The sequence below is a fragment of the Microbacterium sulfonylureivorans genome (assembly GCF_003999995.1).
Taxonomy (GTDB): Bacteria; Actinomycetota; Actinomycetes; order Actinomycetales; family Microbacteriaceae; genus Microbacterium; species Microbacterium sulfonylureivorans.
The window spans coordinates 1,012,696-1,033,344 of the sequence record NZ_RJAD01000001.1 but is presented as its reverse complement, the minus strand read 5'-3'; the positions used below and the strand labels follow the sequence as shown (position 1 = coordinate 1,033,344).

The following is a 20,649-nucleotide window of genomic DNA, read 5'->3' as shown; positions in this document are numbered from 1 at the left end:
GCTTGATTTCTCAAAACCAAATGACATATGGTTTTGCTGGCGCTCGACGAGGAGCGCTCTCCACCCGAACAGGACCGCACAATGACAACGCCGTCTGACTCCGCTCTCGCCCCCGAGCCCGAGGCGATCTCGAGCGCCCCGATGACCGAGAACACCTTCGTCGCGACCGCCGCCGGGAACGACGACCCGCCCGCCCCGATCCGCGGCCTCCGCCGCCTCCTGTGGTGGATCATCCCCGCCAACCTCGGGATCTTCCTCATCTGGGGAGCCGTGCCCGGCATCCTGCTCCCCGCCCAGGTCACCGAGTTCGATTCGGCGAACAAGTACGTGAACCTTCTGATCATCACGACGATCGGCTCGTTCGCCTCGATCCTCGCCCAGCCGATCGCCGGACAGATCTCCGACCGGACGCGCTCGCGCTTCGGACGCCGCGCCCCCTGGATCATCATCGGCTCCCTCGCCGGCGGCCTCGCCCTGACGGGTCTCGCCTTCGCGGACTCGCTCGTCGGTCTGGTGATCGCCTGGACCCTCGTCCAGATCTGCTACAACTTCGCGCAGGGCCCCCTGAGTGCCGTCATGCCCGACCGTGTGCCCCTCGCGCGCCGAGGAACGTTCGCCGCGCTGTCGGGCATCGGCCTGATGGTCGGCGCCCTCGGCGGCTCGATCGTGGGCTCGATGTTCCTGCACAGCATCGCCGCCGGATACGTCATCTTCGCGGTCATCTCGCTCGTGACGCTGACGCTGTTCGTCATCTTCAACCCGGACTACTCGAGCAGAGAGATCGTGCCGGAGCCCTTCAGGCTCGTCGACTTCCTGCGCACCTTCTGGGTCAACCCCGTCAAGCACCCCGACTTCTTCTGGGCGTTCACCGGCCGGCTGCTCCTCTACACCGGCTACTTCGCCGTCACCGGCTACCAGTTCTTCATCCTCACGGACTACCTGGGCATCGAAGACCCCGCGACGGTCATCCCGATCCTCGGCGTGCTGAGCCTCGTCGGCATCCTCATCTCGACGATCATCTCCGGTCCCCTCTCCGACAGGATCGGCCGTCGCAAGCCGTTCATCTTCGGCTCGTCGGTGTTCGTCGGTCTCGCGATGATCATCCCGATGGTCTCGCCGACCATCGAGGCGTGGATGCTGATGACCTTCATCTCGGGCTTCGGCTTCGGCATGTTCCAGGCCGTCGACACCGCACTGATGAGCCAGGTGCTGCCGTCGGCCAAGTCGTTCGCGAAGGACCTCGGCGTCGTCAACATCGCCGCGACCCTGCCGCAGACGCTCGCCCCGGCCGTCGCAGGCGGGATCGTCCTCTCGGTCGGATTCATCGGGCTCTTCCCCGTCGGCATCGTGCTGAGCATCCTCGGCGCCTTCGCCGTGTGGCCGATCAAGGCGAGCCGCTGATGGCGGCGCGCACCGACACGGTCCAGAGGACGGATGCCGCGGCATCCGCTCTCCGCACCGGGCGCCCGCTCGCGCTGCTGGTGTGGGCGCTCGTGCTGCTGGGCGCATTCGGCCTCATGGGGCTGGTCGTCTCGCTCAATGCGGAGGGTCCGTTCGCACAGCCGATCGACGACTGGTGGCGGCGCCTCGTCGGCGCGGCGCCGGACGGCGGCAGCCACACGTGGTTCCTGCCGATGTTCTTCCAGTATCTGGGCGAGGCGCCGGGCGCGCTGTTCATGGTGATCCTGCTCCCCGTCGGCCTCGCCGTGGTCGGTCGGTGGCGATCTGCTCTGTTCGTCTTCGCGTCGTGCCTCGTCTCGCTCGGCCTGTACTCGCAGGGCATGAAGAACCTGGTCGACCGGCCGCGTCCGGCCGCCGACGATGTGCTGTCGCTCTTCGGCCCGCTGTTCACGGTCGACCACGGATCGTTCCCTTCGGGCCACGCCGTCGCAGCGGGCGCGCTCGTCGCGATCGTCGCCGCGCTCGTTCCGGGCGATCGCCGGACGCTCCGCCTCGCGTGGTGGGTCGTCGGCACCCTGATCGCGGTGGGCATGATGTGGCAGCGAACGCTCATCAACGCCCACTGGCTCTCCGACACGTTCTTCGGCATCGTCGCCGGCGTCGCAGGCGTGCTGCTCATGTGGTGGGCCTTCTGGCCCTGGCTGCAGCGCGACTACGGCCGGCCGGTGTGGTTCCTCCGCTTCGGGCGCCGACCCGCGGCCGACGCCTGACACCCGACCCTTCATCCACGAAAGGATGGTCACCATGACCGACACCACGACCGCAGCCGTACCCTCGGCATCCGTCGCCGACCTCACGCTCGAGGAGAAGGCATCGCTCACGAGCGGCGCGAGCTTCTGGTACACCAAGCCCGTCGAGCGTCTCGGCATCCCGAGCATCATGGTCACGGACGGCCCGCACGGGCTGCGCAAGCAGCGCGAGGGCGGCGACCACCTGGGTCTGGGCGACAGCGTGCCCGCCACGTGCTTCCCGCCCGCGGTCGGCCTCGGCTCGTCCTGGGACGTCGACCTCGTGCGCCGCGTCGGCGAGGCGCTCGGCACCGAGACCGCGATCGAGAACGTCGGCGTGCTGCTCGGCCCCGGCATCAACATCAAGCGCTCGCCGCTGTGCGGCCGCAACTTCGAGTACCTCTCGGAGGACCCGATCGTCTCGGGCGTGCTCGGAGCCGCGATCGTGAACGGCATCCAGTCGAAGGGCGTGGGCACGTCGCTCAAGCACTTCGCCGCGAACAACCAGGAGGACGACCGCATGCGGGCGTCCAGCGACGTCGACCCGCGGCCGCTGCGCGAGATCTACCTGCGCGGCTTCCAGCGCGTGGTCGAGGACGCGCAGCCGTGGACCGTCATGTGCTCGTACAACCGCATCAACGGCGTCTACGCGTCGGAGGACCCGTGGCTGCTCACGAAGGTCCTGCGCGACGAGTGGGGCTTCGAAGGGCTCGTCGTCTCCGACTGGGGCGCCGTGAACGAGCGCGTCCCGGGCCTCGCCGCCGGCATGGACCTCGAGATGCCGACGACGAACGGAGTCACCGACGCGCAGATCGTCGCCGCGGTGCAGGACGGCTCGCTCGACGAGTCGGTGGTGGATGTCGCGGCCGGCCGTGTGCTCGACCTCGTGCGCAAGGTCGAGGCCGGCGCGGGCGCGATCGAGGGCCCGCTCGACGTCGACGCGCACCACGCGCTGGCCCGCGAGGCCGCCGGTCGCTCGATCGTGCTGCTCAAGAACGACGGACTGCTGCCGCTCAAGGCGCAGACCTCGGTCGCGCTCATCGGCGGCTTCATCGACAAGCCCCGCTTCCAGGGCGCCGGGTCGTCGATGATCAATCCGACGCGCGTCGACGACGTCGCCCTCGAGATCGTCTCGCAGGCGACCGAGGACTACGTCTTCCAGGCCCAGGGCTTCACGCTCAACGGCACGGGCGACGCCGCTCAGCTGCGTGCCGACGCCGTCGCGCTGGCGGCGAAGAACGAGGTCGCCGTCGTCTTCCTCGGCCTCCCCGCGGCCGCCGAGTCGGAGGGCTACGACCGCGAGCACATCGACCTGCCGGCCGTGCAGCTCGAGCTGCTCGACGCCGTGCTCGAGGTCAACCCGAACACGGTCGTCGTGCTCTCCAACGGCGGCGTCGTTGCGCTCCCGTTCGCCGATCGCGTGCCGGCGATCCTCGAGGGCTGGCTGCTCGGCCAGGCCGGCGGCGGTGCGATCGCCGACGTGCTGTACGGCGTGGTGAACCCCTCGGCGAAGCTCACCGAGACGATCCCGCTCCGCCTCGAGGACACCCCCGCGTTCCTCGACTTCCCGGGCGAGTTCTCGCACGTCCGCTACGGCGAGGGCCTGTTCGTCGGGTACCGCTGGTACGACTCGCGTCGCATGGGCGTCGCGTTCCCGTTCGGCCACGGTCTGTCGTACACGACCTTCTCCTATGGGGATGCCGCGGCCTCGGTGAATGCCGCCGGCGACATCGACGTGCGGGTCACGGTGACCAACACCGGCGACCGCGACGGCCGCGAGGTCGTGCAGGTCTACACGTCGCTGCCCGGCGGCAAGGTCCAGCGCCCGGTCCGCGAGCTCAAGGCCTTCGCGTCGGTCGCGCTGACGGCGGGCGAGAGCCGCGAGGTCGCACTCACCGTCCGTCGCAAGGACCTCGCGTACTGGGACATCCGGCTCGACGGCTGGGTCGTGGAGGGCGGCGAGTACGCCGTCGACGTCGCCGCGTCGAGCCGCGACATCCGCTCGTCCGTCTCGGTGACCGTCGACGGCGACCCCGTCTCGCTGCCGCTGTCGCGCACGTCGTCGATCGGCGAGGTCATGGCGCATCCCGTCGTCGGCGAGATGGTCCAGGCGGCCATCGCGCAGATGATGGGCGGCATGGAGGGCGTCGAGGCGATCATGCCCGAGGGCGTCGATGCGTCGAAGATGATGGAGTCGTTCCCGATCGGTCGCGCGGGCATGTTCGCCGCGGGCGACTCGAACGGCGCGATCAACCCCGAGATGATCGACGGTCTCATCGCGATGGCGAACGCCCCGCAGCAGGGCTGAGCATCGCGGAGATCGGATGCCCCGGCCCGTCGGCCAGGCTCCGATCGCGTCGCACGACCAGAGGCGAGGGCTCCGCCTGAGTGGCGGGGCCCTCCCGGGCGCCCACCTCGGGGCGCGACGCACCGGGGCCGGACGGCGCCCCTTCCGGCAACCGCGCGACTGCGGAACGGTCATCCGCCGTTCACCTGCTCGTCGCCGGCTGCCAGGACGCTGTGGGGGATCGTCCGCCCCCCACAGCAAGGTGCACACCCGATGCCTTCTCCCTCGCCTGTCCGCGCGCGCCTGCGCGCGCTTCCCGCTGTCCTGGCCGCGCTCGCGGTCGTGGTCGCCCCAGCCCTGGTCGCGGCGCCGGCCAGCGCCGCAGACCCGACCATCGTCATCAACGAGGTCGAAAGCAACGGCGACGACACCGACTGGGTCGAGGTCTACAACGTCGGATCAGCGCCCGTCGACCTCTCGGGCGCGCGGTTCCGTGACAACGACGCGACGCGGGAGCCGTGGACGCTCCCGGCGGGCTCCGTCGTGGCGCCCGGTGGCTTCCTCGTCATCGACCAGGCGAGCGGTTCGAACCCGGTCGGCTTCGACTTCGGCCTGGGCAACGCCGACGAGGTGCACCTGTACCTGCCGGACGGCGTGACCGAGATCGCGACCTACGGCTGGAGCATCCACTCCGCGGTCTCGTACGGCCGCTGCCCCGACGGCACCGGCGACTTCGCGACGACCACCGTCTCGACGAAGGGGGCGGCGAACGACTGCGACCTGCCTGTCGTCCTCAACGAGGTCGAGAGCCAGCCGGAGTCCGGCGAGGACTGGGTCGAGCTCGTCAACGTCGGCAGTGCGGAGGTGGACGCCTCGGGCCTGATGATCCGCGACAGCGAGGACGACCACACCTTCACCGTGCCCGCGGGCACGACGATCGCACCCGGCGCGTACCTCGTCGTTGACACGCTCGGCTACGGCCTCGGGGGTGGCGACTCGGTGCGCCTGTTCGACGGGTCGACTCTCCTCGACGCGTACTCCTGGACCGCGCACGCCGCGCACACCTACGGGCGCTGCCCCGATCCGCGCGGCGACTTCGCCGCGACGACCGGCGCGACCCGGGGTGCGCAGAACCTGTGTGCGGGTGTCGTGATCGACGAGGCCTGGCCGGGCGGTGCCGACGTGCGCGTGCTCGACGCGGAGGACACCTTCGCCGGTGATCTCAGCGGCCTCGACTGGGAGCCTTCCGGCTCGGCGCCGCTCGGCACCCTGTGGGCGGTGCAGAACGGCGACGGACTGCTCTACAGGCTCGTCGCCGGCGCGACGGGCGACTGGGCGCCGGACACCGCCGGCGACTGGGGAGCAGGCAAGACGCTGCGCTACCCGGACGGCGCCGGCGCGGTCGACGCCGAGGGCGTGACGGTGACCGGCGACGACTCGGCGGGCGGCGTCTACGTCTCCACCGAGCGCAACAACGACGCGAGCTCGATCAGCCGGCCCGCGGTGCTGCGCTACGACGTGAGCGCCGCCGGCAGCGAGCTCACCGCGACGCACGAGTGGAACCTCGCGCCCGACTTCCCGGGCCTCGGCGCCAACGCGGGGCTCGAGGGCATCACGTGGGTACCCGACGGGGCCCTGACGGCCGGCGGCTTCCTCGACGGCGTCACCGGCGGCGCGTACGACCCGGCCGACTACCCCGGCCACGGCGGCGGCCTGTTCTTCGTCGGTGTCGAGGGGACGGCATCCGTCTACGCCTACGCGCTGATGGCCGACGGCGCCTTCGCTCGCATCGCGACCATCGCCACCGCCTTCGCGCTCGTCGCCGACGTGCAGTACGACGCCGACCGCGGCGGGCTGTGGGTCGTGTGCGACGAGGCCTGCGACGGACGTATCGCGTTCTCCGAGCTCGATCCCGGGACCGGCGTCTTCGCGTCGACGCACGTCTTCGAGCGTCCGTCTGGCGCGGCGAACTACGCCAACGAGGGATTCGCGGTCGCCGACGACGCCGTGTGCGCCGACGGCGCGAAGCCCACGTTCTACGCGGATGACGCCGACACCGACGGCTTCTCGCTGCGGCAGGGCACGCTGCCGTGCGAGGCGACCGGCGGTCCGGGCGAGCCCACCCCCACGCCGTCCGTCACGCCGACACCCTCGGCGACGCCCTCCGCGTCGCCGAGCGTGACGCCGACCGCCGCGCCGACGTCCTCTCCGACCCCGTCCTCGACCGGGGCTCCCGGCCCGGCGGGCGACGACGAGCTCACCGATGCCACGCGCGGTGCGGTGGACGGTCCGGACTCGGTCGCGGCCGGTCAGACCGTCACCGTCTACGTCGGCACGCAGTACGCCGGCCAGACGGTCTGGGTCTGGCTGCACTCGACGCCGATCCCGCTCGGCGCGCAGCTCGTGGCCGCGGACGGCACCGTCACGGTGACGCTCCCGGCGGGCGTCGAACCCGGCACGCACCGGATCGTCGTGCTGGATGCCGGGGGTGAGGTCATCGGCTGGACCGAGGTCACCGTCACCGACGCGCTCGCCGTGACCGGCGCGGACGGCTCGGCGGTCGCGCTCACGGTCGGCGGCGCGCTCGCGCTGCTCATCGCGGGCGCTGCGCTCCTCTTGCTGCGACGCCGTGCGTCCCGCGTGTAGTCGCGGATGAGCGGATGCCCCGGCACGCGGTGTGCCGGGGCATCCGTCGTCCGTCCCGGAGGCTGCTCGATAGAGTTCGAGACATGACCACGGACGTCACCCTTTACATCGGACTCGCCCCGTACCACGCCAAGTACCGCTTCAGCGATCTGAACGTGTGGGAGGGCGTCCGCGCGCAGATCATCACGGCGATGGATGCCGGCAGGGGAACGATCGAGATCGAGCGCAAGGGCGACCGGACCGTCTACGTGTACAGCCCGTTCCTCCCGGTCAGCTGGGTCGAGGCCGGGGTCTGACGCGCTACGCGCGCTCGACGGGCATCCAGAGCTCGGTGGTCGCGGTGCTGAAGTCGTCGGCACGGTCGAGAACGGCCACGATCGAGGGGCCCGGGCGCAGGCGCCACGGGTTCGAGGGGAACCACTCGGCCGCGGTCGCCGCCCACGTCGACTGGAGCGCCGACGGGTACGGTCCCGAGGTGCGGAACACGGCCCACGCGCCCGCCGGGACGTCGATCACGTCCAGGTCGGCGGGGACCACCGCGGCCGCGTCGAGCGCGACGCCGTGCAGATATGTCAGCTCGCTGCCCTCCGCGTAGTCGGGGTCGATCGCGGCGCTGACCTGCAGGAGCCCGGCGGGCTCCGTGTCGCTGAGCGCCTTCAGGCGCGCGTGCTCGGTGGACGGCAGCCCGGCGATGTGCGCCTGGATGTGCGGATTGACTCCCTCGTGGATGAGCGGCACGCGCGCGGCGTGGCCGACGAGGCGGAAGGCGGGTCGGTCGGTGATGCGAGTGTCCATGGGGACGTTCCCTTCGACGGTCAGGCGGAACCTGAGTTTCGGTTGTGCGCGAAGGGGGCCGCCGTCGCGGCGGACGTCGCCCGGACTGACGCCGTGCACCGCTCGGAACGCCCGGCCGAACGCCTCGGTCGAGCCGTATCCGTAGCGCACCGCGACATCCAGCAGCCGATCGCCGCCGTCGACGACGTCGGCCGCGGCGACGGTCATGCGCCGTCGCCGGGTGTACTCCGACAGCGGCATCCCCGCCAGCGACGAGAACATCCGCCGGAGGTGGTACTCGGTCGTCCCGAGGCGCGTCGCGAGGGCGGCGATGTCGATGTCTTCCGACAGGTGCGCCTCGATGTCGTCCACGAGGCGGTTGAGTTCGGCGATCACGGTCTCCCCCTTCGGATTCCAGCCTGCGCCGTGCGCTGCGTCCGGACCCGACAGTTCCGGTCCGATGCGATCGTCACGGGATCGCGGCGGCCCGCCGGGCGCTCGACGGCGAACCGCAGAGCCACCGGATCGATGAGCAGGTCCACGAGGTCCGTGCGCTGCCGTTGGGCTGCGCAGACGTCACCCGACCATTCTGTCGGCGGCGGCCGCCCGGCTCACGCGCACGACGGAGGTGCCGGCCGCACGCGCACCGGGACCGCCGTGCGCGGCAGGGTCAGGAGGCGAGGAACGCCAGGAGCGCCTCGTTCACCTCGGCACCGTGGGTCCACAGCAGTCCGTGCGGCGCGCCCTCGAGCTCGACGTAGGTTGCGTCGGGAAGCAGCGTGCGGAACCGGCGTGCGGTGGCGTCGATCGGCAGGATGTTGTCGGCGGTGCCGTGGAGGATCAGCGTCGGCACGTCGATCGCGCCGATGTCGCCGCGGAAGTCCGTCGGCCAGGTCAGGGGCGCCGCCGAGATGCCCGCGTTGCTCGCCTGGTTCGCGACCTGCACACTCGCGTCGACGGCCTCCTGCGAGATGCGTGAGCCGAGGGTGTCGTCGAGGTTGTAGAAGTCCTTGAAGAAGCCGGCGATGAACGCGTACCGGTCCTCCCTCACCGTCGCGGCGATGCCGTCGAAGAAGTCCTGGGGTCCGGCGCCCTCGGGGTTGTCCTCGGTCTTCAGCAGGTACGGCTCCAGCGATCCGAGGAACGCCGCCTTCGCGACCCGCGAGCTGCCGTAGCGCGAGAGGTAGCGGGCGATCTCGCCGGTGCCCATCGAGAAGCCGACGAGCACGGCATCCCGCAGATCGAGATCCTCCATGAGCGCATGAAGGTCGGCCGCGAACGTGTCGTAGTCGTATCCCGAGCCGGCCTTCGACGACGCGCCGAAGCCGCGCCTGTCGTACGCGATCACGCGGTAGCCGGCATCCAGGAGAGCGGCCCGCTGCTTGCCCCACGACTCGCCGTTGAGCGGGAAGCCGTGGATCAGCACGACCGGCTGCCCGGCGCCCTGATCGGTGTAGTAGAGCTCGATGTCGGCCGAGTTCTCGGTCCCGACGGTGATGAAAGCCACGTGTCGCTCCTTCCGTGCCGAGGAGAGCGGATGCCTCGGCCCACGTTCGAACGTAGGCCGAGGCATCCCGTCCCGCCAGGGGTTGACGGAGGTCGTCCGGTGAACTCTCGGGTCAGTCGCGCGCGGCGCCGGCCGACGGGGTGACGGTGAAGATCGTGGGGGCGGAGAAGCCGGATGCCGCGAACGCCGCGGTCACGGCAGCCGTCACCGTCTCGACCCGGGCGCGGGCGACGAGGGCGATCGCCGCACCGCCGAAGCCGCCGCCGGTCATGCGGGCGCCGACGGCGCCGGACGCCAGGGCGGCGTCGACCGCTGTGTCGAGCTCGGGGACGGAGATCTCGAAGTCGTCGCGCATCGAGGCGTGGGAGGCGACGAGCAGGTCGCCGATCGCCGCCGGGCCCCGCTCGCGCAGCGTGCGGACGGTATCGAGCACGCGCTGGTTCTCGGTCACGATGTGGCGGACGCGGCGGAACGTGACGTCGTCCATGAGCCCGGCCGCCCGGGGGAGGTCGTCGACGGTCACATCGCGCAGTGCGGGGACGCCCATGATCGAGGCCCCGAGCTCGCACGATGCGCGACGCTCGCCATAGCCGCCGGTGGCGTGCGAATGCGAGACGCCGGTGTCGATCACGAGGAGCTCGAGCCCCGCGCCGTCGAATCCGAGGTCGACGACGTCGGCGTCGAGCGATCGGCAGTCGAGGAAGATCGCGGCATCGGCGCGGCCGAGCATCGACGCCATCTGATCCATGATCCCGGTGGGTGCGCCGACGGCCTCGTTCTCGGCACGGCGACCGGCCTGCGCGAGCGCGACGCGGTCGAGGTCGAGCGCCCACACCTCGGCGAGGGCGGACGCGGTCGCTCCCTCGATGGCGGCGGAGGACGACAAGCCCGCCCCGACCGGGACGTCGGAGGCGAACGCCAGGTCGACGCCGGTGAGATCGACGGCGTTCCGGCCGGAGGCGGCGAGCAGCGCCCAGGCGACACCGAGCGGGTAGCGCGCCCACTCCACGACCTCGTCGCGGCGGTCGGGGAAGAGGGCGTCCAGGTCGGCGAGCGGCACCTCGACCGCGTCGCCGTCGAACGTCGAGACGACGCGGACGACGGCGTCGGCGCGCGTCCCCAGCGCCACGTGGGTGCGGTGCTGGATCGCGAACGGGAGGACGAAGCCGTCGTTGTAGTCGGTGTGCTCGCCGATGAGGTTGGCGCGGCCCGGGGCCGACCAGGTTCCGGCGGGCTCGGTGCCGAAGCGGTCGGCGAACAGGCTCCGGGCGTCTGCCGCCGTGTCGGAGGTGGTCGTGGTCACGGGGTCTCCTCGGGGATGGATGCGACGGCCTCGCGCAGGCGCGCGGCGGCGGTCTCGGGGGGCACATCGCCGATCCAGGCGCCCATGGCGGCCTCGGATCCGGCCAGGAACTTGAGCTTGTCGGCGGCGCGGCGCGGCGACGTGAGCTGCAGGTGCAGCCGGACGGTGTCGCGGCCGCGGCTCACGGGCGCCTGATGCCACGCCGCGATGTACGGGGTGGGGCTGTCGTACAGCGCGTCGACGCCGCGCAGCAGGCGCAGGTAGAGCGGTGCGAGCTCGTCGCGCTCGGCATCCGTCGTCTCGGCGAAGTCGGCAACGTGACGGTGGGGGAGCACGTGCACCTCGAGCGGCCACCGTGCGGCGAACGGCACGAACGCCGTCCAGTGCTCGCCCGCGAAGATGACGCGCTCGGAGGCGCGCTCGAACGCGAGGATGCGGTCGAACAGGTCCGACCCCTCCCGCTCGATCGACGCGAGGAGACTCGATGTGCGCGGCGTCACGTAGGGGTACGCGTAGATCTGTCCGTGCGGGTGGGGGAGCGTGACGCCGATGGCCTCGCCGCGGTTCTCGAACGGGAACACCTGCTCCACGCCGGGGAGCGCGGACAGCGCGGCGGTGCGGTCGGCCCACGCCTCGATCACGGTGCGTGCGCGCGTCACGGTCTGCGTGCCGAACGAGCCGGCGTGCTCGGGGCTGAAGCACACGACCTCGCAGCGCCCGACCGAGGTGCGGGTGCGACCGAGCCCGGGAGCTTCGAGGTCGGCGAGGTCGCGGGGCGCGTCCGCTCCGGCCGGCGCGTCGCCGTGGGCAACGGAGAGGGCCGGGCCGAAGGAGGGCGACTTGTTCTCGAACACCGCGACGTCGTACAGCGACGGGATCTCGGACGGGTTCGCCGGGGTCTGGGGGGCGAGCGGGTCGAGCTCGGCGGGCGGCAGGAACGCCCGGTTCTGCCGCGCGGCGGCGACCGAGACCCAGTCGCCCGTGAGGACGTCGCGGCGCATCGTCGCGGTGTCGGGGCGCGGAGCGGCATCGCGGGCGTCGACGGCCCGCTCGTCGCCCAGGCGGCTGCCGGGGTCGTCGTAGTAGATCAGCTCTCGCCCGTCGGCGAGGCGAGTGGACCGCTTCACGACGCCGGCGCCGAGTTCGGTGGTGTGCAACTCCGCTGTGTTCACGTCAACACGGTAGCAAGCGGACCATGATAACGTCAACACGGATCGAGACGGCGGCGTCTCGGCGCGAAGGAGAGTCGTGGAGCGACGGGTGTCGATGGCGGACGTGGCCGCACGGGCCGGCGTCTCGGGTCAGACCGTCTCCCGCGTCGTCAACGACAGTCCGCGCGTCGACCCCGGCACCCGTGCCCGCGTCGAGGAGGCGATGTCGCAGCTGGGCTATCGCCCGCACCGCGCGGCCCGGGCGCTGCGCACCGGCCGCACCCAGACCATCGGGCTCCTGGTGTCGACGCTCGCGACCGTCGGCAACTCCCGCATGCTGCAGGCGGTGGCGGATGCCGCGGCCGCCCGCGGCTACGCGCTCACGGTCGTGACGCTCGGCGCCCACCCCGACGTGGCGGCCGCCTTCGAACGGCTGAGCGACCAGGGTGTCGACGGGGTCGTCGTGCTGAACGAGGTCACCGCCGCCGCGACGGAGACCCCGGCCCCGCGCGGACTCGGGCTCGTCGTGGTCGATGCGCCGCCCGATGCCGAGTCGCGCCGGAGGTTCGGGATCGTGCAGTCCGACCACGCGGGGGGAGCCCGCGCCGCGACGACGCACCTGCTCTCGCTCGGGCACGGCACCGTGCACCACGTCGCAGGACCGGCGGGGTCGTTCGCCGCCTCCGAGCGCGAACGGGGCTGGCGTGAGGCGCTCGCCGCAGCCGGGGCCGAGCAGCCTCCGCTCGTGCGCGGCGACTGGACGGCGGCGTCCGCCTACGCCGTCACGGCGCCTCTCGTCGCGGACCCCGGTGTCACCGCGGTGTTCGCGGCCAACGACCAGACCGCGCTCGGCGTGATCCGGGCCTTCGCCGACGCCGGACGCGACGTGCCGGATTCGGTCAGCGTCGTCGGCTTCGACGACGTCGCCGACGCCGCGGACTACCGCCCGCCGCTGACCACCGTGCGGCAGGACTTCGACCGGCTCGGCGAGCTCGCCGTCGCAGCGCTCGTCGCCGGCATCGAGGACGGCGAGCCGGGGTTCGAGATCGTGCCCACCGAGCTCCGGGTGCGTGCGAGCACCGCCCCGCCCTCCTGAGCCCGGCGACCGGGCCCGGTACGCGCGCGGCCCGGACCGTCCGGACTCAGGCTCCGAGCCGGCCAGGCTCGGGTCGGCCCGCCCACCGTGCCGCGCGGGCGACGAGCGTGCGCAGCTCGGGGCTGTCGTAGGCGCGGGGCTCGTGGCCGAGCGCGCACACCACGGCTCGCGCCGGCCGCTCTCGCACCCACACCAGCGGGTGCGCGACGCCGTCGAGGTCGTGCGCCGCCAGCACGCGCACATCGGAGTCCACCTCCAGGGCCGTGTAGCGCTCGTCGAAGAGCGTGAAGTCGCCGATGCCCTCGGTGATCGCGTGGCCGCGGTCGACGATGCGAACCGATGCCTCGCCGATCTCGGGATGCCACGACCTTCCCTGCTGCCACGATCCGCCGATCGCCGCGCGCCAACTCGGATGGTCGCGCAGCGTCGACAGTGCGCTGTGGATCGCGAGTACGCCGATCCCCCGCGCGAGTGCAGCGGCGAGCCCCGCCGCCGCGTCCGGCTCGACGAGGCGATCGGCGCCGTCCTCGCCCCATGGGTCGCCGGCGTTCACCACGAGGAGCCGGGCGCCGTCGAGCCGGGTGAGCGCGATCGCCGGGTCGTCGACGAGGTCGACCTCCCAGCCTGCCTCGCGCAGCACCGACGCGACCCGCGCGGACGTCTCGGCGAACGGATGCCACGGATCGGCGTATCTGCCGGCGCCGCTGGCGAGCACGGCGCGGGGCCGCAGGCCGGGGTCGCTCGCGGAGGGATCGTCCATCGCTACCATGGTCTCGCAGGACAACGCTTTCCCGCGCGGATCGCCCCGAACGAGGAGAATGGCCCCATGCACACCGTGGTGATCGCCCCAGACTCGTTCAAGGGGACCATCGGAGCGGCCGACGTCGCGGCCGCGATCGGCGAGGGCTGGCACCGCGCGCGACCGCATGACGAGATCCGGCTGCTGCCGATGGCGGACGGCGGCGAGGGCACGCTCGAGGCGTTCGCGACGGCGGTGCCGCAGGCGCGGCGGATGCCGATCAGCGTCACCGGTCCCGCGGGCGACGCGGTCGACGCATCCTGGCTCCTTCTCCCCGCGACCGCCGACGCCCCGGACGGGATCGGCGTGGTCGAGCTCGCCGGCACGAGCGGCATCGAGCTGCTCGGCACGCCGGCGCGGCTGCGGCCCCTCGACGCCGGCACGCGCGGCTTCGGCGAGGCGATCGCCGCGGCCCTCGCGCACGGCGTCTCGCAACTCGTGCTGGGGATCGGCTCGAGCGCGTCGACCGACGGCGGGACCGGCATGCTCACCGCCCTGGGCGCGAGATTCACGGATGCCGCGGGCCAGCCGATCGCCGAGGGCGGGCGGGGGCTCGCCCACATCGCGACCGCCGACCTGTCGGGACTCCCGCCGCTTCCGCGCGGCGGCGCGGTCGTGCTCAGCGACGTGACCAACCCGCTGCTCGGCGCGTGGGGCGCGGCCGCCGTGTTCGGCCCGCAGAAGGGGACATCGCCGGAGCAGGTCCTCGTGCTCGACGCCGGCCTCGGACGCCTCGCCGACCTGCTCCCCGCCGACCCGGCCACCCCGGGCGCCGGCGCTGCGGGAGGCGCGGGCTTCGGACTCCTGGCGTGGGGGGCGACGCTGGTGCCGGGCTCTGTCGCCGTGGCCGACCTCGTGGGTCTCGCCGGCGCGGTGAGCGGAGCATCCGTCGTCGTCACCGGCGAGGGCTCCTACGACGGCCAGTCTGCCGCCGGCAAGGTGCCGGCGCACGTCGGCGCCGTCGCCGCTGCGGCCGAGGTCGCCGTCGCCCTCGTGGCCGGGCGGATCACGGGCGACGCCGACGTCTCGCGATTCGCTGCGACGGCGTCGCTGACGGAGCTCGCCGGGTCGGCGGACGCCGCGATGGCCGACCCCGCCCGCTGGCTCGTCGAGGCCGGCGCCGGCATCGCCGCCGCGCTCGGCTGACCGCGCTAGGGAACCCGCAGTACGCCGTTGCGGCGGTGAGGCAGCGTTGCGAGGGCGTCGTCGTGCAGGTGTGGAGGAAGCAGGTGCTGCGGGGCATCCTGGAACACGAGCGGCCGCAGGAACCGTCGGATCGCGGTCGCGCCGACCGACGTGTGCAGTGATGTGGTGGCGGGCCACGGTCCCCCATGCTGCTGCGACCACGTCACCGCGACACCGGTCGGCCATCCGGCGAAGAGCACCCGGCCGGCCTTGCGCTGGAGCACCTCGAGCACGTCGGCGACCTCGTCGCCGGGCTCGCTGTGGAGCGTGGCGGTGAGCGATCCCGGTACGGCCTCGAGTGCCGCGAGCAGCTCGGTGTCGGACGAGTACCGCACGAGGAGGGTGACCGGGCCGAAGCACTCCTCGAGGAGGGTCTCGGGGCGCGCGGCGACGGCCGCGGCATCCGTCGACAGCACCACCGGGCGGGCGGAATCGGATGCCCCGTCCTGCCCGTGCGCGACGACGGTCACCGACGGATCGGCTTCGAGGTGGGCGATGCCCTCGGGGAACGCGGCCGTGATGCGGTCGGTGAGGAGCGGCCCGCCCGAGGCGCCGGCCACGTGGGCGGCCACGAGCTCCTCGAAGCCGCCGTCCGCGGGGACGAACACGACGCCGGGCTTGGTGCAGAACTGGCCGGCGCCGAGCGTGAACGATCCGACAAGACCCTGCGCGAGGGCCTCGCCGCGCACGGTCAGCGCCGACGGCGAGATCACGACGGGGTTGACCGAGCCGAGCTCGCCGTAGAACGGGATCGGGTCGGGTCGTCCCGACGCGAGGTCGAAGAGGGCGCGGCCGCCGCCGAGCGATCCCGTGAAGCCGGCCGCCTGGATCACCGGATGCCGCACCAGCGCGTTGCCGGCCTCGCGGCCCTCGACGAGCGAGAGCGAGCCCTGCGGGGCGCCCGCGTCGACGAGGGCGGCCGCGACGATCTCCGCGGTGCGCTCCGACAGCCGCGGGTGCCCGGAATGCGCCTTCACGATCACGGGGTTGCCGGCGGCCAGAGCCGACGCCGTGTCGCCGCCGGCGACCGAGAACGCGAAGGGGAAGTTCGAGGCCGAGAACACGGCGACCGGTCCGACTCCCGTGAGCGTGCGACGCAGCTCGGGCCGCGGCGGGGTCGCGGATGCGTCGGCGTCGTCGACCGTCAGCTCGAGGTAGGAGCCCTCCTCGACCACGGTCGCGAACAGGCGCAGCTGGCCGGTGGTGCGCCCGACCTCGCCGCGCAGTCGGGTCTCGCCCAGGCGCGTCTCCTCGTCGGCGATCGCGACGAGCTCGTCGATGCGGCCGTCGAGGGCGTCGGCGGCGGCCCGGAGCCATGCGGCCCGATCGGCCGCGGAAGACGCACGCCACACGGGGGCGGCGGCGGCCGCGGCGGCGGCGAGGACGTCGAGCTCTGCGGTGGTGGTGGTCATGGGGTGTCCTTTCACGCGAAGCGGATGCCGAGACCGACGTGCGGGGTCTCGGTGAGCGATCCGTCCGACAGGGCGACGGGCGACGGGTCTGCGAGCGCGCCGAGCGCGCCGAAGCCGGCGTCCTCGACGTCCTCGGCCATGGGCTCCGCCGCACCCGGGGCCGTGGCGAGCGTGAGGGCGAGCTGGCCGGAGAGCTCGGGAAGAAGGTGCGGGTGCAGCGTCGCGCCGTGGTCGACGGCAACCTGGGCGATGCGGAGGAACGGAGTGACGCCGCCGACCCGCACGACGTTGGGCTGCACGATCTGCACGGCCCCCGCTCGCAGGAACTCGGCGAACCGGTACACCGTGTGCAGGTTCTCGCCGAGGGCGATCGGTGTCGCGATGCGACGCGCGAGCTCGGCGTGCCCGGTGAGGTCGTCGGCGCGCAGCGGCTCTTCGATCCAGGCGGGGTCGAACGCCGCGAGCACCTCCATCGACGAGGTCGCCCGATCGAGGTCCCACCGCTGGTTCGCGTCGATCATGAGCGCGCGGTCGGGGCCGAGCACATCCCGCACGGCCGCCACGCGGTCGGCGTCCTCGCGCATGTCGGGCTTGCCGACCTTGATCTTCACCGCGTCGAAGCCGGCGTCCACCCAGCGCCGGACCTGGGCGATGAGCTCGTCGAGGGGGTAGTGCAGGTTCACGCCGCTGCCGTACGCGCGCACGGATTCGCGGCGCCGCCCGATGAGGGCAGACACCGGCAGATCGCGGGCGCGGGCCGCGGCATCCCACAGTGCGAGGTCGAGTCCGGCGAGCGCGATCGTCGTGATCCCGCCGCCTCCGGCCTCGTGCAGGTGCTGCCACAGCGGCCGCCACGTCGTCGCGGCGTCGGCGTCACGCCCGAGCGCGGCCGGGGCGATGTCGTGCTCGATGAGCGCGAGGACCGCCTCGGCGCCGATCTGGGGCGTCCACGAGAAGCCCCAGCCCTCCGACCCGTCGGAGCGCACGACGTGCGTCGCGATCACTCCGACCGACGTGACGTCGGCCGCCCACGGGCGCGTCAGCGGCACGCGCAGCAGGCGCGCGCCGAGCGAGGCGATCGTGGTCACCGCAGAGCTCGTCCGGCCTCGAGGATCTCGGCGAGGCGCTCCTCCTGCGCAGGCGTCGGGTCGACGAGCGGCGCCCGCACCGAGCCGACAGGCAGCCCGCCGAGCCGGAGGCCGGCCTTGATCAGCGAGACGCCGAAGCCGGGCGTCTCGTCGCGCAGCCTCACGAGGGGCGAGTAGAAGCCGTCGAGCAGGGCGTTGCGTCGAACCTCGTCGCCGTCGACATAGGCGCGGTAGTAGGCGTTCGCGACCTCGGGGACCATCGCGAAGGCGGCGGAGGAGTACAGCGGGATGCCGATGCCCCGGTACGCGCCCTGGGTGAGCTCGGCGGTGAGCAGGCCGTTGAAGAACGCGAAGTCGTCGCGCCCGGTCTCGGCGACCGCGCGAACGATCTGCTGGGCGAGTCCGACGTCGCCGACGCCGTCCTTGAAGCCGACGACCTTCGGGTTCGACGCGAGGCGCCTCACGGTGTCGACGGAGTACTGCGCGGTGCCGCGGTGGTAGATGACGACGGGGAGGGGGGATGCCTCTGCCACCGCTTCGACATAGGCGGCGAGCCCTGCCTGGGGGCCGCCCACGAGGTAGGGCGGGAGGACGAGCAGGGCGTCGGCCCCGGCATCCGCCGCCGCGCGTGCCAGCGCCGTCGCGTGGCCGAGCGGGCCGCCGGTGCCCGCGACGACCGGGACGCGGCCCGCCACGATCTCGGTGGCGACGGTCACGACGTGCGCGGCCTCCTCGGCCGAGAGGGCGTGGAACTCGCCGGTGCCGCACGCGGGGAAGACGCCGCCGGGGGCGTGCGCGAGGGTCGTGGAGACGTGCTCGCGCAGGAGGTCGTCGTCGACCCGCCCGTCCGAGTCGAACGGCGTCACCGGGAAGAAGAGGATGCCGTCGAAGTTCACGCCAGCACGTCCTTTCGGGGGTCGGGGGAGTCTGCGGCGGCGAGGTCCTCTCGCCACGAGTGGTCGGGACGCCATCCCAGCACGCGGCGGGCCTTGGCGTTGGAGAAGGCGGGGGCGGTGCCGGTCAGCGCGGCGGCGAGCTCGCCGGAGCCCGGCACGAACCGGGGGAGCAGCTCGGCGAGGGGCTCGCGGGCGAGGGCGTCGTCGGCGCCGACGAAGAACACCTCGGCGTTCGGGATCGCCGGGAGCGCGTCCAGCAGCACGTCGACGAAGGTCGCGACATCCCGCGCGTCGACGTAGTTGAACAGCGACGGCGCCGCGAGAGCCGGATCGTCGAGCCGCTCGCGCACGGTGTGGCCCTGCTGCGTCGGGGCGCCCGCCCACTCCTCAGGGGCGATCACGAAGCACGGACGGAACGCGGCGAAGCGCGTCGAGTCTCCCGTCTGGCGCGCGAGCATCGCGATCGTCTGCTCTGCGAGGTGCTTCGAGAGCCCGTACGCGTTCCACGGTCGCGGAGCCGTCTCCTCGTCGAGCGGGAAGCGGTCGGGCAGCCACCCGGCCGGAGCGCCGTAGCCGATCACGGTCGGGCTCGACGCGGTCACGATCTTCGGGATGCCGGCCGCGACGCCCGCCGACAGCACGTTGAGGGCGAGGCCGGCATTGGTGCGGAGGATGACGTCCTCGGGCGCGCTGAAAGGCACGGCGATCGCCGCGAGGTGCACCAGCGCGTCGGCTCGCGCATCCGCGATCGCGCGGGCCGCGGCATCCGCGTCGGTCAGGTCCGCGGTGATCTGTGCGACCCCGGCCAGCTCCGCCGCGTCGGAGGCGGCGCGGTCGATCGAGATCAGCTCGTGCCCGCGGGCGGCGAGTCCTGCGACCAGGCTGCGCCCGAGGCGCCCCGCACCGCCGGTGACGGCGATCCGGGTCATGACCGGTTCGCGACGTACGCGCCCGACTCGAGGAACCGGATGCCGAGCTCGTCGATCCGCACCGGCATGCCCGTCTCGAGCGATCGGTTGCCCGCGATGCCCACCGCGATCGAGCGCACCCCGTCGCGCCAGTCCGCGGGGCGGCCGAGCGGGTCCTCGCCCGGTCCTTCGAACACGTCGGCGAGCAGGAGCGCGTCGCCTCCGCCGTGGCCGCCCTCGCCGTTCACGATCGGCACCTCGGAGGGCGCCTCCCAGTGCTTCTGGACGATCAGGCGCTCGCCTTCCGGACGCAGCGATCCCGACGCCCCCGCGTCGACCGCGCTCGGGTCGAGCACGGCGTGGAGACCTCCGGACGCGAGCACGGCACCGCGCTCGACGACCTCGAGCTCGGCACGCCCGAGGGTGCCGTTGACGGCGACGCGGTAGCCCTCCCAGGGGGAATGGGCGTTGAGCGAGTAGGACAGCGTCGCTCCCGAGGCGTAGTCCACGATCAGGGCGAGGTTGTCCTCGATCGTGATGCCCTCGCTGAAGACGTCGCGATCGCGCTGGTAGCCGTCGTGCCGCTCGGCCTCGAGGTACAGCGCCGCGAGGCGCTCGTCCTCGCGCAGGTCGAGCTCGAAGGCGTCGGCGCCGTCGTGCGTGCCGCGGGCAGGACGGCCTTGGATGCCCCGGGCCGCCGCGTTCTCGGCGCCGTAGAAGCGCAGCCCGCCCGAGGCGAACACGCGCTGCGGGCTGGAGCGGATCCACCAGTTGACGAGATCGAAGTGGTGGCTCGCCTTGTGCACGAGCAGACCGCCCGAGTGCTCCTTCTCGCGGTGCCAGCGGCGGAAGTAGTCCGCCCCGTGCTTGGTGTCGAGCACCCACGAGAAGTCGATGGACGTGATCTCGCCGATCGTTCCGTCCTGCAGGAGCTGTCGCAGCGCGGTGTTGCGCGGCGAGTAGCGGTAGTTGAAGGTGATCACGACCTCACGGCCGGTGCGCTCGATGGCGTCCTCGATGGCGGCTGCGGAAGGGCCGTCGATCGTGAGGGGCTTCTCGACGACGACGTCGGCACCGGCATCCAGCGAACGGACGATGAGCTCGGCGTGCAGGTCGTCGCGCGCGACCACGATCACGCGGTCGACCCGCTCCGCGCGGATCATCGCCTCGAGATCGTCGGGTCCGTAGACGGCGGGCGCGGCCGCGCCGGACGCCACGACGCGGTCGACGTAGAACTGCGCGCGGACGGGGTTGGGCTCGCAGATCGCAACGAGCAGCGCGCGGTCGGCGTACGTGCCGGTGATCGCATCGATGTACATCTGCGATCGGTGGCCCGCTCCGACGACGGCGTACCGGCGGTGACTCATCTCACTCCTTCAGGAAACGTTTTCTCAGATTACCACGGGCA

17 protein-coding genes are annotated in these 20,649 nt (G+C 72.6%); 7 read left to right on the top strand and 10 right to left on the bottom strand.

The genetic code is table 11. The annotated features are described in order from the left end of the window. The first annotated feature begins 81 nt into the window (after positions 1–81). The 5 genes from EER34_RS04545 (at position 82) to EER34_RS04525 (ending at position 7,418) form a co-directional block, all read left to right on the top strand. Complete coding sequence (locus EER34_RS04545) at positions 82–1,401, top strand: MFS transporter (protein WP_127473351.1); 1,320 nt, start codon at positions 82–84, stop codon at positions 1,399–1,401. Next, positions 1,401–2,171, top strand: coding sequence for a phosphatase PAP2 family protein (locus EER34_RS04540; RefSeq protein WP_127473350.1), 771 nt, complete (start codon positions 1,401–1,403; stop codon positions 2,169–2,171). The genes EER34_RS04545 and EER34_RS04540 overlap by 1 nt, the downstream gene beginning before the upstream one ends. Positions 2,172–2,205: 34 nt before the next feature. Further along, positions 2,206–4,497 carry a glycoside hydrolase family 3 C-terminal domain-containing protein gene (locus EER34_RS04535; protein ID WP_127473349.1) on the top strand — a complete coding sequence of 764 codons (2,292 nt, stop codon included), beginning with the start codon at positions 2,206–2,208 and terminating at the stop codon, positions 4,495–4,497. Positions 4,498–4,749: 252 nt separating this feature from the next. Further along, positions 4,750–7,122 (top strand): lamin tail domain-containing protein, encoded by a 2,373-nt coding sequence (locus EER34_RS04530; RefSeq protein WP_127473348.1) that lies wholly within the window; start codon positions 4,750–4,752, stop codon positions 7,120–7,122. A gap of 83 nt (positions 7,123–7,205) precedes the next feature. Then, a complete protein-coding gene (locus tag EER34_RS04525) occupies positions 7,206–7,418 on the top strand; it encodes a hypothetical protein (RefSeq protein WP_127473347.1) in 213 nt (70 codons plus the stop codon). Between the two features lie 4 nt (positions 7,419–7,422). On the opposite strand, the gene EER34_RS04520 is transcribed toward EER34_RS04525, so the two are convergent. From EER34_RS04520 to galT, 4 genes are all read right to left on the bottom strand, one after another. Then, complete coding sequence (locus tag EER34_RS04520; protein WP_127473346.1) at positions 7,423–8,292, bottom strand: AraC family transcriptional regulator; 870 nt, start codon at positions 8,290–8,292, stop codon at positions 7,423–7,425. A 274-nt stretch (positions 8,293–8,566) separates the two neighbouring features. Continuing rightward, positions 8,567–9,403 (bottom strand): alpha/beta fold hydrolase, encoded by an 837-nt coding sequence (locus EER34_RS04515; protein WP_127473345.1) that lies wholly within the window; start codon positions 9,401–9,403, stop codon positions 8,567–8,569. A 112-nt stretch (positions 9,404–9,515) separates the two neighbouring features. Beyond that, positions 9,516–10,706 (bottom strand): galactokinase, encoded by a 1,191-nt coding sequence (galK, locus tag EER34_RS04510; protein ID WP_127473344.1) that lies wholly within the window; start codon positions 10,704–10,706, stop codon positions 9,516–9,518. Beyond that, a complete protein-coding gene (galT, locus tag EER34_RS04505; RefSeq protein WP_240642118.1) occupies positions 10,703–11,878 on the bottom strand; it encodes a galactose-1-phosphate uridylyltransferase in 1,176 nt (391 codons plus the stop codon). The genes galK and galT overlap by 4 nt, the downstream gene beginning before the upstream one ends. 94 nt (positions 11,879–11,972) lie before the next feature. Between galT and EER34_RS04500 the strand changes: the two genes are divergently transcribed. Then, entirely contained in the window at positions 11,973–12,953 is a 981-nt protein-coding gene (locus EER34_RS04500; protein ID WP_127474288.1) for a LacI family DNA-binding transcriptional regulator, read from the top strand. 46 nt (positions 12,954–12,999) lie between these two features. Here the strand turns inward: EER34_RS04500 and EER34_RS04495 are convergent, their stop codons facing one another. Further along, on the bottom strand, positions 13,000–13,713 hold the full coding sequence (locus EER34_RS04495) for a ThuA domain-containing protein (protein WP_240642116.1): 714 nt from the start codon (positions 13,711–13,713) through the stop codon (positions 13,000–13,002). Between the two features lie 66 nt (positions 13,714–13,779). Here EER34_RS04495 and EER34_RS04490 point away from each other — a divergent pair, with 66 nt between their 5' ends. Further along, positions 13,780–14,898, top strand: a complete 1,119-nt coding sequence (locus EER34_RS04490; protein ID WP_127473342.1) for a glycerate kinase — start codon at positions 13,780–13,782, stop codon at positions 14,896–14,898. Positions 14,899–14,903: 5 nt separating this feature from the next. Here the strand turns inward: EER34_RS04490 and EER34_RS04485 are convergent, their stop codons facing one another. From EER34_RS04485 to EER34_RS04465, 5 genes are read right to left on the bottom strand one after another with little or no spacing between them, the layout of a single operon-like run. Further along, positions 14,904–16,349: an aldehyde dehydrogenase (NADP(+)) gene (locus tag EER34_RS04485; protein ID WP_127473341.1), complete on the bottom strand. Its 1,446-nt coding sequence runs from the start codon at positions 16,347–16,349 to the stop codon at positions 14,904–14,906. A gap of 11 nt (positions 16,350–16,360) precedes the next feature. After that, positions 16,361–17,437, bottom strand: a complete 1,077-nt coding sequence (locus tag EER34_RS04480; RefSeq protein ID WP_127473340.1) for a mandelate racemase/muconate lactonizing enzyme family protein — start codon at positions 17,435–17,437, stop codon at positions 16,361–16,363. Continuing rightward, positions 17,434–18,333, bottom strand: a complete 900-nt coding sequence (locus tag EER34_RS04475) for a 5-dehydro-4-deoxyglucarate dehydratase (protein WP_127473339.1) — start codon at positions 18,331–18,333, stop codon at positions 17,434–17,436. The genes EER34_RS04480 and EER34_RS04475 overlap by 4 nt, the downstream gene beginning before the upstream one ends. Further along, positions 18,330–19,262: an NAD-dependent epimerase/dehydratase family protein gene (locus EER34_RS04470; protein WP_127473338.1), complete on the bottom strand. Its 933-nt coding sequence runs from the start codon at positions 19,260–19,262 to the stop codon at positions 18,330–18,332. The genes EER34_RS04475 and EER34_RS04470 overlap by 4 nt, the downstream gene beginning before the upstream one ends. Next, complete coding sequence (locus EER34_RS04465) at positions 19,259–20,608, bottom strand: Gfo/Idh/MocA family protein (protein ID WP_127473337.1); 1,350 nt, start codon at positions 20,606–20,608, stop codon at positions 19,259–19,261. Before EER34_RS04465 ends, EER34_RS04470 begins: the two co-directional genes overlap by 4 nt. Positions 20,609–20,649 lie beyond the last annotated feature (41 nt).

Excerpts from the sequence above, each read along its gene's own strand:
- EER34_RS04470 (WP_127473338.1), bottom strand. The coding sequence starts at position 19,262 with ATGACCCGGATCGCCGTCACCGGCGGTGCGGGGCGCCTCGGGCGCAGC.
- EER34_RS04525 (WP_127473347.1), top strand. The coding sequence starts at position 7,206 with ATGACCACGGACGTCACCCTTTACATCGGACTCGCCCCGTACCACGCC.
- EER34_RS04465 (WP_127473337.1), bottom strand. The coding sequence starts at position 20,608 with ATGAGTCACCGCCGGTACGCCGTCGTCGGAGCGGGCCACCGATCGCAG.
- EER34_RS04500 (WP_127474288.1), top strand. The coding sequence starts at position 11,973 with ATGGCGGACGTGGCCGCACGGGCCGGCGTCTCGGGTCAGACCGTCTCC.
- EER34_RS04540 (WP_127473350.1), top strand. The coding sequence starts at position 1,401 with ATGGCGGCGCGCACCGACACGGTCCAGAGGACGGATGCCGCGGCATCC.
- EER34_RS04530 (WP_127473348.1), top strand. The coding sequence starts at position 4,750 with ATGCCTTCTCCCTCGCCTGTCCGCGCGCGCCTGCGCGCGCTTCCCGCT.
- EER34_RS04490 (WP_127473342.1), top strand. The coding sequence starts at position 13,780 with ATGCACACCGTGGTGATCGCCCCAGACTCGTTCAAGGGGACCATCGGA.
- EER34_RS04495 (WP_240642116.1), bottom strand. The coding sequence starts at position 13,713 with ATGGACGATCCCTCCGCGAGCGACCCCGGCCTGCGGCCCCGCGCCGTG.
- EER34_RS04535 (WP_127473349.1), top strand. The coding sequence starts at position 2,206 with ATGACCGACACCACGACCGCAGCCGTACCCTCGGCATCCGTCGCCGAC.
- EER34_RS04485 (WP_127473341.1), bottom strand. The coding sequence starts at position 16,349 with ATGACCACCACCACCGCAGAGCTCGACGTCCTCGCCGCCGCCGCGGCC.
- EER34_RS04545 (WP_127473351.1), top strand. The coding sequence starts at position 82 with ATGACAACGCCGTCTGACTCCGCTCTCGCCCCCGAGCCCGAGGCGATC.